At 51.8% G+C, this 13,421-nt stretch carries 14 protein-coding genes and 2 pseudogenes; 9 read left to right on the forward strand and 7 right to left on the reverse strand.

The features are described from left to right. Positions 1–208 precede the first annotated feature (208 nt). Positions 209–1,240, reverse strand: coding sequence for a hypothetical protein (locus NP552_RS11350; protein WP_100633660.1), 1,032 nt, complete (start codon positions 1,238–1,240; stop codon positions 209–211). Between the two features lie 138 nt (positions 1,241–1,378). On the opposite strand from NP552_RS11350, the gene NP552_RS11355 reads away from it, so the two are divergent. Together NP552_RS11355 and NP552_RS11360 are read left to right on the forward strand one after the other, a co-directional pair. Then, positions 1,379–1,873 carry a hypothetical protein gene (locus NP552_RS11355; protein WP_274096731.1) on the forward strand — a complete coding sequence of 165 codons (495 nt, stop codon included), beginning with the start codon at positions 1,379–1,381 and terminating at the stop codon, positions 1,871–1,873. A 372-nt stretch (positions 1,874–2,245) separates the two neighbouring features. Continuing rightward, a pseudogene (locus tag NP552_RS11360) lies at positions 2,246–2,413 on the forward strand (IS5/IS1182 family transposase); the annotation flags it as partial. Positions 2,414–2,590: 177 nt separating this feature from the next. Here the strand turns inward: NP552_RS11360 and NP552_RS11365 are convergent. Next, complete coding sequence (locus NP552_RS11365; RefSeq protein ID WP_100633664.1) at positions 2,591–2,782, reverse strand: MbcA/ParS/Xre antitoxin family protein; 192 nt, start codon at positions 2,780–2,782, stop codon at positions 2,591–2,593. Between the two features lie 166 nt (positions 2,783–2,948). Here NP552_RS11365 and NP552_RS11370 point away from each other — a divergent pair, with 166 nt between their 5' ends. Continuing rightward, positions 2,949–3,971 carry a hypothetical protein gene (locus NP552_RS11370; RefSeq protein WP_274096732.1) on the forward strand — a complete coding sequence of 341 codons (1,023 nt, stop codon included), beginning with the start codon at positions 2,949–2,951 and terminating at the stop codon, positions 3,969–3,971. 549 nt (positions 3,972–4,520) lie between these two features. Here NP552_RS11370 and NP552_RS11375 read toward each other — a convergent pair. Continuing rightward, positions 4,521–5,017 (reverse strand): annotated as a pseudogene (locus NP552_RS11375) (IS5 family transposase); the annotation flags it as partial. A gap of 290 nt (positions 5,018–5,307) precedes the next feature. Between NP552_RS11375 and NP552_RS11380 the strand changes: the two are divergent. Next, positions 5,308–5,895, forward strand: coding sequence for an acyl carrier protein phosphodiesterase (locus NP552_RS11380; protein WP_274096733.1), 588 nt, complete (start codon positions 5,308–5,310; stop codon positions 5,893–5,895). A 65-nt stretch (positions 5,896–5,960) separates the two neighbouring features. Here the strand turns inward: NP552_RS11380 and NP552_RS11385 are convergent, their stop codons facing one another. Further along, a complete protein-coding gene (locus NP552_RS11385) occupies positions 5,961–6,962 on the reverse strand; it encodes an AraC family transcriptional regulator (protein ID WP_274096734.1) in 1,002 nt (333 codons plus the stop codon). 480 nt (positions 6,963–7,442) lie between these two features. Between NP552_RS11385 and NP552_RS11390 the strand changes: the two genes are divergently transcribed. From NP552_RS11390 to NP552_RS11405, 4 genes are all read left to right on the forward strand, one after another. After that, positions 7,443–7,757, forward strand: coding sequence for a DUF7673 family protein (locus NP552_RS11390; protein WP_274096735.1), 315 nt, complete (start codon positions 7,443–7,445; stop codon positions 7,755–7,757). 342 nt (positions 7,758–8,099) lie between these two features. Then, a complete protein-coding gene (locus tag NP552_RS11395; protein ID WP_371920439.1) occupies positions 8,100–9,554 on the forward strand; it encodes a methyl-accepting chemotaxis protein in 1,455 nt (484 codons plus the stop codon). A 515-nt stretch (positions 9,555–10,069) separates the two neighbouring features. Continuing rightward, positions 10,070–10,276 carry a hypothetical protein gene (locus NP552_RS11400; protein WP_371920438.1) on the forward strand — a complete coding sequence of 69 codons (207 nt, stop codon included), beginning with the start codon at positions 10,070–10,072 and terminating at the stop codon, positions 10,274–10,276. An 11-nt stretch (positions 10,277–10,287) separates the two neighbouring features. Further along, positions 10,288–10,494 carry a hypothetical protein gene (locus NP552_RS11405; RefSeq protein ID WP_100633674.1) on the forward strand — a complete coding sequence of 69 codons (207 nt, stop codon included), beginning with the start codon at positions 10,288–10,290 and terminating at the stop codon, positions 10,492–10,494. A gap of 228 nt (positions 10,495–10,722) precedes the next feature. Here the strand turns inward: NP552_RS11405 and NP552_RS11410 are convergent, their stop codons facing one another. Next, the gene (locus NP552_RS11410) at positions 10,723–10,923 is read right to left on the reverse strand and encodes a hypothetical protein (RefSeq protein ID WP_157811436.1); all 201 of its coding nucleotides are present in this window, start codon (positions 10,921–10,923) and stop codon (positions 10,723–10,725) included. Between the two features lie 616 nt (positions 10,924–11,539). Then, positions 11,540–11,992 (reverse strand): helix-turn-helix domain-containing protein, encoded by a 453-nt coding sequence (locus tag NP552_RS11415; RefSeq protein WP_100633676.1) that lies wholly within the window; start codon positions 11,990–11,992, stop codon positions 11,540–11,542. Positions 11,993–12,224: 232 nt separating this feature from the next. On the opposite strand from NP552_RS11415, the gene NP552_RS11420 reads away from it, so the two are divergent. Continuing rightward, positions 12,225–12,737: a hypothetical protein gene (locus NP552_RS11420; RefSeq protein ID WP_100633678.1), complete on the forward strand. Its 513-nt coding sequence runs from the start codon at positions 12,225–12,227 to the stop codon at positions 12,735–12,737. A gap of 126 nt (positions 12,738–12,863) precedes the next feature. On the opposite strand, the gene NP552_RS11425 is transcribed toward NP552_RS11420, so the two are convergent. Next, positions 12,864–13,343, reverse strand: coding sequence for a helix-turn-helix domain-containing protein (locus NP552_RS11425; RefSeq protein ID WP_122389127.1), 480 nt, complete (start codon positions 13,341–13,343; stop codon positions 12,864–12,866). Positions 13,344–13,421 lie beyond the last annotated feature (78 nt).

A 13,421-nucleotide genomic window follows, 5' to 3' on the forward strand; every position in this document is an offset into this window, starting at 1 on the left:
AACTCTACCCAGGCACATTGCAAAGCTGTGTTGCTCGCTAGTTGAAGAGGGAACCGTGGGTTGACGAGCTAGCTGTATGTGCATACAGTGTTAGTGTCAACCACTTTTTCAGTAAGCTCTTCATGGAATGTTCTCCACCCTGCTAGTGGAAAGCGCAGCATTTGCTTGGAAACTTTCCCGAACAAAGCAAATCAGGGCAAGAGTGCAATCAAAACTCTGAAGGCCTCACCAAAACCAGCGACCCCTCATCCTGCTCATACACCTCAGGTATGGCTTCTTCGCCTGGAAACTCCATCGCGACCAAGGCTTTGGCTTGGTGAAAGGCTCTCTGGACGGAATGGCCGAAACCGATCGCTGAGTAGAACTGTGCGGCAAAGAATCGAGCGGGGAGATCTCCCACGTCGCGGTTCATGCCAATCGCTGCCGGTATGTGGCGTATGCATGCTTCGGCCTGGTTGAACGAGTGGCACGTATTGAAGAAGACCAGCTTCAGGTTTTCAGAGCCAATAGCCATAGCGCTTACGATGCCTTCCAAAGGAACATGTTTCGGGTTTCCCTGATCGTCCTGAAGCACCAGCGTGTCGGCACTCGTGCCATGACCACTGAAGTGGACGATGGTTGGCTTGAGCTCGTTCATTGCCTGGAAAACGTCCATGGGCCGCACTGCCCATCGGGTGTGGAACTCAAGCACATCCCTGTGCTCGGATGCCCTGATCTTCTCGCCAATCAAACGAGCTTCCTCATCCAGCAGAAGCCTGTTGCTCTTATCGCTACCGGGGTCTGCGGCAAAGAACACGACCGTGATTTTCTCGGGCAAGGCCTTCAGCTTTTCGATCTCCTTGGCGGTTTGATCGTGGAGTTCTTCATGGCGGGATAGCCCGTCATTGATCTGCCGCATGCGTTGCTCATGTGCTGCGTCAGAGCGTCGCTGTTCACGCTTGAGCACCTCGGTAAGCCGCTGCTCGCTCTGGGTGAGCCGTTTCTGGGCTTCGAAGATTTTTTTCTCCAGTTGGCTGACTTCCGATAGCGCTTTGGTCTGTTCGCTGTCGTAGCGCATTGCATCACGCAGCTTCGATTTCATCGTTGAGACCGATGAGGTTTTGGCCGCAGCTGCGCTGGCGTCGGCGCTTTTCTTGCCCGCGTTTGCTGCTGCCTTGACCTTCTTTACTTTTTCGCCTTGAAGTCTGGCGATGGTGCGCTGATGCTGCGCTATCTGGGTGCGATAGAGGCTGGTACTCATCGGTCAGATCCCTTCTGTTGGCCTTTGGTGCCCGCTGGGGCATTAAAACGCTATCATAGCGGCCTCCCATACGTGCAGATGTCACAGCCTAATGTCACATCCAGTACGCAAGCATGCCAGCAACTTCTGGATGGTCTAATGGACGAAACCATTTCCTACCTGAAAGACAGGTTCAAGGATGAGCAGGAACGCTTCAATCACGTAGAGAACAAGAGCGCTCGTTTTTTCACTGCGGTCTCGATTCTCATCGCAGGCCTCAGCGCAATAGCAGGCCTAAAGAACGGAGTCATCTTTCAGCTCGGGTCTCCCCTGGCCATACTGATTTTCATTGCTTTCGCCGTGGCAGCGTTCGCAATCGCCTGTGCATGGGGGCACGCGCTGAGCGCACTGCGAATCAAGGACTATCCAAACCTGCCGTCCTCCCGACCGACTTGCGAGTACCTGATTGCCGTAGATGAAGAGGCGCAGAAGAAGCACATCTACAACTGCTACATCGATACCTTGGAGTCGCTGAAGGTCACGGTAGCTGAGAAGACCAAACCACTCGATCTGGCATACCAGGAAATCATAATCGGAGCAGGGGCTCTTGCGGCACTTGCTGTTCTAGTCACCTTAAGGGAGCTAATTGCGTGACCGACAACCAGAAACCAAGCAATAACGAACAAACGCGCGTTCCGCCACCTCCGCCCACCACTGAGTATCAACGACGCTCGGAGGAGCCTCCGGTCAATCGCCAAGGCCCTGCAGATCGACGCCGCTGAGGAAGCTCTGCAGCCAAGCAAGCACTGTATGTCGATGCATTGATTGCTCTCCGAGTAGAAGGGAGCGATCTTTTATCTATGAACCAAGGTTTGTCAGACTGCGGCTGTGATTCACCAAAGCAGCGCAGCGGACGGTGCTGACGGTACGAAGCCTAGCTCTAGGGAAACTCCGATCAAGTCAGCACAGGCAGCCTGACCAGTGCTGAAATAGTGCTCCGTTCATCCACGCCAACAAGCCTTGCCCATGAGACAGATGAGCTTCTCCGATTTCGAATACGCCGGTAAGCGCAAGTAAACCCCTCGTGAGCGTTTCCTGGCGGAGATGGAACAGGTCGTGCCGTGGAGCAGGCTGGTCGCGTTGATCGAGCCGCATTACCCGAAGGCAGGTGGCGGTCGCAAACCCTACGCATTACCTCGGTGAAAGGGTAATTCTGGAAAGCAGAGGTTTTGGGGGCGCGTGACGGGCTGTAGAACAATCAGCTGCACCTCCCATGATGAGGGTTTGCCATCGCTCAGGATGTTGGATAGCGGTTACCGTCCGAGCGCTTAGTTGGAGTGATCTCCGAACAGAGGCCTTGCTGAAACGGAATCAGGCTGCAAACCCATGCTCGATCCTGTCCAGTGTTTCCTTTACGCGAAGATACGTAGGCTCGTCTCGGGCATACTCCAGCGCGCTTAGCCCATCGAACGCAGCACGTGGCTGACTGAGCCACACCGCTGATTTGACTTTGTCCCCAAAGACTCGCTCAGTTTGGTCGCGCAGGAGCTCTGAATACGCCATCGTGATTTCCTCCGGGCCTAAATGGTGTGTGCCAAGCGTAGCTGCTGTTCAGTGCGAATACAGCTACGGTCAAGGCATCACAACGGTTAGGCTTTGCCGATCGCGGCGCGACCGTAGCACCACGTACGTTCAAGTTCACTGTCGTCCTCTGCACAAAGGTTCTCGAATGCCCCGAGCCCCGTCAAACCTGATTGCGTTACGTGAGCGTCTAGGCGAGATCCTGGGCGAGCAGAAGAATCACTACACCGGTACTCAAATTCCAGGCGTCCTCGCGTCGATAGGGCTGAACGACTACTTGGGCGCACCTTCGAAGCGCGATCACTTTCGTGGCGCTGTGTACGAAGCTTCAGACGAGCAGTTGGTCTTCGCTGCCGGCGCGGCCTTGGCACAACTTGATTTACCGGTCGTGCATCGCGATGAGCTTCAAGAGCTCTACTGGGACGAGGGCTCTCGCCCGGCCATCCCCGCACGGTACCGGCGGGATTTATCCCGGCGACTTGATCAAGAAGCACTGTTTCTCCATGGGGAAGGGTTTCTCACGACCCTTGCGAACTTCTGGCGTATCGATGAGCGAAGCTTGCTGGCAGATTTTTCGCTGGCCCCCAGCCTGCGTGACCATATTGAGCGTCACTGCATCGCCAACGATGATTGGAGCGCCACGACACTCTTTGAAAAGGTGGGCGCCTTCAAATCCACCGATGCCCGTTTCGTGCGATTCATCGAAGCACTGGCTTCTTCCTCGGTGCGCCCCGACGAGGCCGCTCAGCGGGCGTTCATGGATGCAGTGGATGAAGTGTTGAAGCCCTACGGCGTCCATTTCATCGTCACGATTGGGGCTGACGCCTACCTGGAGGGTCAGCTCACGTATCTTGGCGGCAATGCTAAGGCTTCGCCTAAGAACCTTATCTTTGCATCCAAAGCCAAGCCCGACCTGCGCTTCAGTAATGCACTGGACAACGACATTGAAGTGGTCAGCAATGCTGACAAGGTCTTGATGTACGACCGAGCGATAGGGCCGGCGGGGCTGCTTTGGCGTGACCTGCAATCCTGGTTCGAGCACACCCGGGGATTGGCAGCGGGGGAGGGCAAGAAGGCGTTGTATCAACGATTGGGTAACTGTTTACCCAAGTCATCGCCTCCGCAGATTTTGGCCTTTACAAGCTTCTACAAGGCCTTTGATAAAGCTTGAATTCCTGAGCTCCCAGTCCTCTTGCCGGAGGTCTGGTTTTTCTGGGATCCGCAGACGGTCTCTCAACGAGGCAAGGACGCGCTGCTCCGTTCTCGAATGGATTTTCTGCTGTTGCTACCTGGAGGAGTCCGGGTAGTCATTGAGGTCGATGGTGATCATCACTACGCGACTGATGATGGACGAGCCAGCCCCCGCCGCTACTCAGCGATGATGTCGGCAGACAGGGCTCTGAGGCTCGCAGGGTATGAGGTGTATCGATTTGGTGGTTACGAACTCTCCCTGCCGGATGCAGAGGAGCAGATGATCTCCTTCTATCGATCGCTATTCAGGCGGTACGATCTTCTGCCTGTTTCGCAATAGTAAAAGCGTGCTCAACCGATACGGATCATCGTATTGAATGTCGGTGACTCTGGGCGCGCAGGAACTGCTCGACTCAGCAGCGGCCACATAGCGCATAGGCATAGGCTTGAAGGTTGAGCGAGGGTTAGGCAGGGCCGGTTTTAAAACTTTAGAGATCGCCTATCCGGTGCCCTCGCGCAGCCAATACATCTTCGTCTGGTGCATCTCGGGATCGCGCTTGCCGTCCTTGTTTTTTGTCGAACTGGGGGCGTGAATCAAAGTGGCATCGACGATAGTGCCCTGATGCAGCGACAGGCCGTGATCGCCCAGATAGCTATTGATCACACCGAGAATTCCAGTTGCCAGGTCGTGCTTTTCCGGCAGGCGCCGGAGATTGAGAGTGGTGGTTTCGTACGAGATTCGCACAAGGCTCAGGCCAGAAAACTGGCGCAGAATGGTCGTCTCATACAACGCCTCTTCCATCGCCGGGTCGCTGTAGCCGAACCAGCTCTGCATCAGATGTATCCGCAGCATCGCCATCAATGGGTAGGCCGGACGACCACCTTCACCCTTTGGATAATGCGGCTCGATCAGAGTAATCAAACCCTTGCAGGGCACCACCTGATCCCTCTCGATCAGGAATAATTTTTGCGGGTCTACTTGCGCTTGCTGGCGTACTCGGTGTCGGCGAAGGACATCTGTTTCATGATCGAAAGGCTCAGAAACTGGTATTCGGAAATTTTGCCAAATCAGGAGGTCTTTTTCAGAGTTTACCTAGTCGTTTTTCCTGTTGGTCTGAGCTAAAAATGCTGGGTTTTCATAAAAACAATCCAGAAGGTAGTCGTTCAGGTTATTGTGATAATCGACGTGATCGATAGCTAGGTTAGGATAGGGGGGTGTACGATACCGACCTGATGGATGAGAGGTTAATCGTTCGGGCTATCGAAATTCAGATCGCTTGGCGCGACTTTATAGGCGAGCACAGTAGGTACTGTTAATGAATTATCTAGCGCATTTGCACTTAGGCGGCCAGGATCCTGACCAACTGCTTGGCAGCTTGTATGGTGACTTTGTAAAAGGGCCGCTGACAGGGCAATTTTCTTTCCAGACAGAGGAAGCTATAAAGTTACATCGAAAAATCGATGTTTTTACTGATGCCCATTCCGTGGTGAGGCGCGCACTTGGACGTTTCCCTAGCCAAAGGCGTCGTTATGCGGGGATCGTGATCGATATGTTTTTTGATCACTGTCTGGCGCGAGACTGGGATCAATATTCAGATGTTGCGCTCGATACCTTTTCACATAAAGTTTACAAAATTTTGGAGGATGAGCCGGTTTTACCTGAGCGTTTGAAGCCTATAGCCCCTCTAATCATTTCCGAGGATTGGCTTGGCGCTTACAGAAATATTTCCAAGATTGGTGAGGGATTACATGTCATTTCCCAGCGATTGTCTCAACCCACGCACTTAATTGGTGCTTACGACGAAATGATGGATAATTATGACTCCCTGAGCGTGGACTTTAAGGAGTTTTATCCTTTGCTCTGGCACTACGCTCGATCCGCCTTATCCAAAAAAGCAGTGTGAGAATTCCTGATGTTTCGGTCTGGACTAAACAGTCCTCCAGCTGAGGTTGCATTTTAGCGTACTAATTAATCAATTTTTTGATTGGATCTGTACATGCCGGGCGAGCAGCCAAACCATCTAGTACAAGCTTTGTGGAAGCTACTTGTTCCGCGAAAGCTCAATCTATCTGCGATTGAAGTAAACGTAGCATCAGAGGTGCGTAAAAATTCACACGCTATTTCACGCCGGCACTCATCAAGTAAGTCTTTGAAGCATGTCCGTTCCTCATTGAGTCGAGCTTGAAGCGTACGAGAGCTAAAATTTAGTTCACGTGCCGCTTTATTCAGAGACATCAATCGGCTTGAATTTAGGTCTGTGAAAATCAGATTTTTGACGATAGAGGTGATCTTGCTTTGTCGCTTAGAGAGTAATTCGTTGATCTGGCTTAAATGATATATTTTGAGCTGTGGGTTAGCAGTGTCTAGGGGTTTCATTAAGTCACGAGCGGAATAGGTAATAGTATTCAACTCGCTAGAGAATGTTAAATTATTTCCGAAGATGCGTTTCAGCTTGCTTTGGTCGGCTGGGGCCTGGTAGCTAAATGTCGCGGACAGCGGAATAGGTGGCTCCCAAGGAAGCAGCCAGTGGGTTAGCCCCACCATCGTGGATAGGCAGCAATCAATGTACTGTCGAGTGACATTCATCGATTCAACTCTTAGGAATTTTAGCGTCAACCCATCTTCATTCTGAGTGTATGAAATCGGCGTGCCATCGGCTAGTAATATTGAATACTTAACTGCGACTCTAAGTGCTTCGCCCAGGTTGTCACTCGACATGATTGCGTAGAGTTGGGCATTGAGCTGCCCAGGCCTGAATAGGTCATATGCCATTAGTCCAATATCAATATCTCCTGAGACGAGTGCAATCGCTTGTACCAGGCTTGCCGCCTCAATGATATCTACCCTAGCGTCTGCTCTGACTTTTGAGTCCACACTTGAGTATAGGTGTTGAAGCGGTACCGGAGGCTCAGGCACGTATTCGGCCAAGCGTAAAATCACTTGGGCGCAAGAGGGCGCTAGTGTGGGCATGATAGAACTCAATGGGTTAGGTAGCCAATGAGCATGCCAAATATGAGAAAGCATGCCAAGTCTCTAGCGTTCAAAAAGCGGCTATGGCGCCAATACTTTTGAGTGCAGACAGGCCTTCAAGATGGCTACAGTTTTCTTTCTTCGATTTGCGCCTGTGGACGTGAAAATTTGCGTCTCAGGAAGCAACATAAAACAAAAAAGTATGTTGAAATATCGGTAAAATTTTTAGTGGTATTTAAGCCTTCTCCTTGGTAGTCTTTTTAGGTTATCGTGTTCTTCTAGATATAAGTATCAATCATGGAGGTCTAGGCGATTTTTTAATTGGGTTCTGTTGACCTGGGAAAGGCTGGCGTCGCCTAATGAGCTGTACCATTCCTCTGCTCATCCGTACGACTTAACCGCGTTCCCCGATGAGGTTGAGAGGAGGCGTACGCTTGATGTGGTGATTTCTATCATACCGAGACGGTCAGCCTGAGAATTATGAGTTACGAGAAATCTTTAGCACACTTCCGATATGACGAGTTGGACGAGCTTGTATCCTTATCTATCCGCGATCTAATTGCTGCAGCCATTGCGGGTGACTGTGCAGCCGAGCCCGTCGCGGCATTTCTCATGGCGTGGCATGACCCAGAAAGCTATGGCGGCTTCAATTTGTCGGATCTCTGGGTGATGAATAAAAAGTCGCGGCAAGCAGCAGTGGTTTTATTTGTGTGGCTTAGCAAAAATCACGTAACGCCTCGTGAACTAGGCCTCCAAATTGTATTTAATGCTATAGCTGCTCGTTGGGCTTACTAAAGAAATTTAGGCTGTGGGGTCGAAGCTGTCAACGAATTTATTATTAATTTCGAGGGTGCCAAAATTTAACTAAAGTGCACGGTTTAAGCTAGATCTACTTCTCGCCTTAGGTCATCGTTTTTTTTGCGAGTTCTATAGCTATGGCCGTTATTTAAAACCTGGAGGGCGTTCCATGATGTTGAGGCGACTTAATATAGCGCCCCGGGCGTTCTCGGGATTTTCGTTTATTGCTGGGCTAGTTATTTTACTTGAATTATTTGCTCAGGGGCGCATGTCTGTGATCCGTGACACAACGGTAAATATGGAAACTAACCTTCTGCCTAGTGTAGGTTTTCTTGGGGGATGACTGAAAATACATTGCGGTTACGTATTACCATTTTTCGCATCTTGGTCAATCGTGAGCCTGCTGCGCTCCAGGAAACTGAACGTCGCGTAAAAGAGTTAATTGAGCTCCTCCAAAAGTCAAAAGACAGCTATGCAATCCTGCCGTCGGGTGCCAATGAGCGAGCGCTCTACACTCAATTCGACATTACCTTAAAGACATATTTGTCAGAGCAAGCTCGGGCGCTAGAGTTGTCACAGCAAGGACAGACTGAAGCTGTCCGCCAACTTGTAAATGGTCAGATGAAGGATTTGGCCGACTTGATGGGTGTTCAGCTCAGTAAGTTAATAGCTATAAATAAAGTCAACGCGAGTGATGCCTCGGATTTGGCAGGTGAACAATACAGCAACGCAAAATTGGCTATTATCATCGTTTCGGTGGCTGCCACTCTGCTGACAGTGCTACTCGCTTGGTTGCTAACGCGAAGCATAGTAACCCCATTAAGCGAAGCTGTGAGTGCCGCGCAGGACATTGCCGAAGGTAAGTTGACTGGACATATCGAGGTTGGAGGTAGTGATGAGCCTGCGCGGTTGCTAGGAGCATTGTCCATCATGCAGCAGAATCTGCGTACAACGATCGCGATGATTTCTGGATCGGCCACGCAACTTGCCTCTTCAGCGGAGGAGTTAAGCGCCGTTACCGAGGAGTCTTCGCGGGGGCTGATGCAACAAAATAATGAACTTGAGCAGGCTGCAACAGCGGTCAACCAAATGACGGCTGCGGTCGAAGAAGTAGCCCGCAATGCGGTGTCTACCTCTCAAGCATCCCAGGCGTCTAACGACACTGCGCGCCAGGGGCGCGATAAGGTGGTAGAAACGGTGAAGGCCATTCAGGCCATGACTCAAGATGTACAAACTACCTCTTCTCAGGTCGAAGGTCTTGCTGAGCAAGGACGCGAGATTGGTAAAGTCCTGGATGTTATTCGTACTATTGCCGAGCAGACCAATTTGCTGGCATTGAATGCAGCCATTGAGGCCGCGCGTGCAGGAGAGGCGGGCCGAGGGTTTGCAGTCGTGGCTGATGAGGTTCGCGCCTTGGCCCACAGGACGGCTCAATCTACCCAAGAAATAGAGCAGATGGTAGCGGGCATCCAAACTGGTACTGGCGATGCTGTTCAGTCGATGTCTCTTAATACCAATCGCACGCAAAGCACGCTGGAACTCGCACGCTCAGCAGGCGATGCATTGGAACAAATCGCTGCCTCCATTTCTCAGATCAATGAACGCAACTTGGTAATCGCTAGTGCATCCGAAGAACAGGCGCAGGTTTCTCGCGAGGTAGACCGGAACCTTGTGAATATTCGCGACCTGGCGACTCAATCCGCCGCTGGAGCTAATCAGACCAGTGCCGCTAGCCATGAGTTGTCTAGGCTAGCCGTGGAACTCAATGGCATGGTCGCCCGTTTCGTTATCTAAATGACTCAGGGCACTCTTCGTGCTCGTAACGGTGACGATAGTGCTTTTGACTAACCTGTTCGAATCTTTGGAAATCAAGGCTTGCAGCGACGTCGGGGTCTTGAAGTGGCTTGAGTGGCGTTTGCCCTTCCTTCCGTAAATTCTTCTGCGCGACCGAACCGCTGTTCTCATGACCGTTTGTCTCAACGTAGGGGCGCGAGGGGTGCAAGCGTCCTGTCAATTTGCCCTCCGAACTCTAGCGTTAACGGCAATGGTGTCTGCATATTTTCATGCGGACGCTGTCACCGTTATCGCTATAATTGCCGATACCCGCAGTCACTAACTGAACTGCATGTCTGAGAGGAGCCGTTTCCTATCTCAGTTGATTTGTGCTTTCAGGTCTTCAGTGTCGCCTCAGCGGTTAATGAGTGAAGTCAACGTTTGGGTGCCACTCCTCCTAGTGGTAACAGGCATCCGATCCTTGATCACCTCCGCTCGCAAATAGGCCAAACAATCAGTGTAGAGAGGAGCGCACTGTGCGAACCTTAGAAGGCATGGCCAAGGCTGGCGAGCCGCTGCTGCGCGAAGCCCTTGAAGCGATGCGGGCGCATCAAAAAGCTCAGGATCAAGAGGCATCTCTGGAAGAGGTAGAGCGCCGTCGATTGCGAGCGGAGTCCCTTTATCACGAGGTAGTGGATTTCCAGTTGCTGGCAACCTGTAGTCTGCCTGACCTGATTCACTAATCGGAGCATTTATGCCAAAACTGTCCGATCTCCTGCCGCCCGACCATCCAGCCTACTCTGAGGCAGTTGAGGCGATGCGCCGTTACCATCAAGCTCAGGGCACTGGCGCGCCCGCAATCGAAGTGGAAAGGCTACGCTTGATTGCCGAGGCTCTGTTCCAGTCTGTAACAGACTATCAAATGAGGGCATTCGGCAGTGGCGGCGGGACTACTCACTGATGGGCGTCTGGATAGTCGGCTCCATGCTTTGCAGAGACCGATAGAAGAATGCAAAAAACGGCCACTCAGCTTCTCTGAAGAGCAAGAAATAGAGTACGTAAAATTATAAGTAGGTAGCCTGCAAGTAATTTACAAAAGTAACGATAACTCAACCGTCCGGCTGCTCGTCGGTCTCTTGCAGGCTTTAATGACAAAAGCTACCGTTACAGTAGCTCTGTCTGTAACAAGCTATTTCTTTGAAGATTTGCTCGGCTTCAAGTCAGGGTTGTTACCTTGCGTGTCTTTATTGTCACGGCGACGTTTATCTACTTCGCCGGTTGACTTGGCAATCGGCTTTGGGCCTGGTTTAAGCGCCATAAAATCTTCCTTGTGTTGATGTGGATGTTGGTGGTGCATGAAGATCTTATTGCTGTTGATGGGCGCTTTCAAGAGGGATGCGAAACGTTATTCGCGGTATGTGGAAAGGTAACTAGCTTTGTTACTAGCTGTCGGTGGCTTTCCGGCAGGCAAGTTGTTGATATGCCTCAAATAGTGTGTCCCTACGGCTCCGATCTAACTTTCGTTCAGCATCGTTTGATCACGATGCACACAACCCTCCAGCTCCCATGTTCGCTAGTGGCTTAAAACAGCTTGGTCAAGAAATCTGGTTCTGGCGGTCTCAACTGTCCTCCGTTATATATGGCAGCATCGGCAGAAGGTGGTCAGCTCTAGGCGGTTTGCTGTTGAGCTAAGAAGTCTGCGTTCTCCAGCTTGGAGGTGGCGATCGCCGATCAGCCTAGCCGCTTGCTTGGCCATCACAAGCAACCGTAGCAAAATTGGAAGCTTTCGCTGCGCGCTGTTCCGGTGCTCCGACCAGCAGCCTCTCCGAAACACGCTTGGCAAGGCGAAGCGAGCCTATGGCAGCGGCGCACTCCAGCGCTGCGTCGTCGAAGTCCTCGCCCCTGCGTGCGAACACCTTCACCAGTCGTCGAGGATGAATTTCAGCTAGCTTTTACAGGTGCGGGGAGGCTCAGTGACTTGGCTTTGAAGACCCGGATTAACAAACTTAGTGCCAATGCCGTTGGACTGTCGTCCTAGGTAGCTCCAGTTCTTTGGCCACCTCGACCTGCTTTAGCCCCTGCCTCTTGAGCTCCTGGACTTTGGCGCGAACAGCGGCTGCTCGAAGACTAGTCGGATGGGTTCCATCCAGGGCATCCGCTGAAGCAGGAGGCACCTGGTCAATCAATCCGAGCGATTCCAGATCTTTGATGGCCTGCAGAAGCACGGCCCTTGGAGTGGCCCCCGAATCACAAGCCATGGCAACAGCGAGTAATGCTGAGGGTGAGAGATCCAGAGCCTGGGCCAGGTCACCAGCCACCTTGACCGTTGGATAGGTTTTGCCGCTTTCGAGCTGGCTGACGTGCGATCCTGTAACTGTGCCGCTTAAATCCTTCTGATTCAGCCCTTTGGTCATTCGAATCAGCCGCAGCGCTGCGGCGAAACCTTCCTGAATCGACATGGCGGCACCCCAAAAACAGACGGTATGCCGCGTTTGCCTGAATCCATACAAATCTATATATTGAAACGTATGGGCTTTTCGCCATCATTATCCGAGGTGAGTTGCGCACAGGCCAGTTGAAGCCTTACCCACCGGTGGCGCATGAGCCTGGTGGTGGCTTTCATACAGTCGCCTTCAGGCACCAAGGCTGATCGAAAAATTGTCGACGGAACAGGCATTAAGGAACGCTAGGATGTCGGAGCTGAAGAAAGTAACAGCTACTGTAAAAAATTATGAATTTCATTCGTCTCAAGACTGTGCGCGCCTCTACAAAAAGGTTCGCTTGTTGGATGAGTCAGGCAAAATTTTCTACTATAAAAACCTAATTATTCCTAAATACCTTGAGAGCAGAGGTGCGCTTGCATCTGATGTGCCAAGGACGTGGTATGTTAAAAATATTCATAAGTCCGCCGTTGTGCTGGTCGCGTTTGAAACCAAAAACGGCACGGTCGAATATGACTTGGACGAAGTTCGTCAGTTGTCACGATCCGGTTTTTGGGCTGGCGTTCTGATTGGCGTTGCTTCGATCCCTGCGGGTATAGTCATTGCTACTGCAACCTTCGGGGCGGGACTTTTGCTGATCCCCTTTGGCCTCTATCAGGCTTACAAGCAGATTTTCAAGATCCCTGCAATTTTGAGTCGCAAGCGTCTTCTGCAAGATTTTTCGCAGCTTGGTATTAATGTGGGGGAGGGTTGGTCGAGATAAATGTCTTTGGGGCGGTGGGTGTTTACATGCAGCCAGGGCTACGAAACACGCGCTCGCTATCCTCTGACTTTATTTCCTCAGGTCTTTCTGATCGCCGGGAATTCTCAGATCTGCTTAGTGCCTGGCCTACAGGCCGACCTCTCGCTTCCATAATTCATGCACGGTCTGCTTGGAGATACCCAATTTCTGAGCAGTTGCTGACTGAGTAAGCCCCTCAGCCTTGCAACGCAAAACGCTGTTCAAGCGATCCTGATCCACGGGCCGACCTGGGCGTCGAGAAGCTACCGCCCCTTGGCTGAACTGGTGCTGCAGCGCTTCTACTCCACCAGCTTTTTCGAATTCGTCCAGTTCACCTTGGGCGGTTTTCAGAAGTGTTTGCGCCGACTCCTCGCCGGTGACGGAGAGCGTGAGGGCGATGAAGGTGAGCGGGCTCATGCCCAAGGCAGTGCTGATCGCCTGAAGTTTTTCAAGTGAGATACTGGACTTGGCTTGCTCAAGCTGGGTCAAGTACTGGCGGCTGGTGGCATCGTTGACGCTTTCAATCGTCAGGCGCTGCCCGCTTCGCAGCGTTCGAAGCACTGCAGCAACGCCGAGCTTAAGCGTCATGGGGCATCCTCAAAAATCGAGGATAAGGCCATGTTGCTCAGTCTGGTTCCACCATATATAGTTGTCATTAACGGACTT

The sequence above is a fragment of the Pseudomonas sp. 8209 genome, from assembly GCF_028682105.1.
GTDB classification, from domain to species: domain Bacteria; phylum Pseudomonadota; class Gammaproteobacteria; order Pseudomonadales; family Pseudomonadaceae; genus Aquipseudomonas; species Aquipseudomonas palmensis.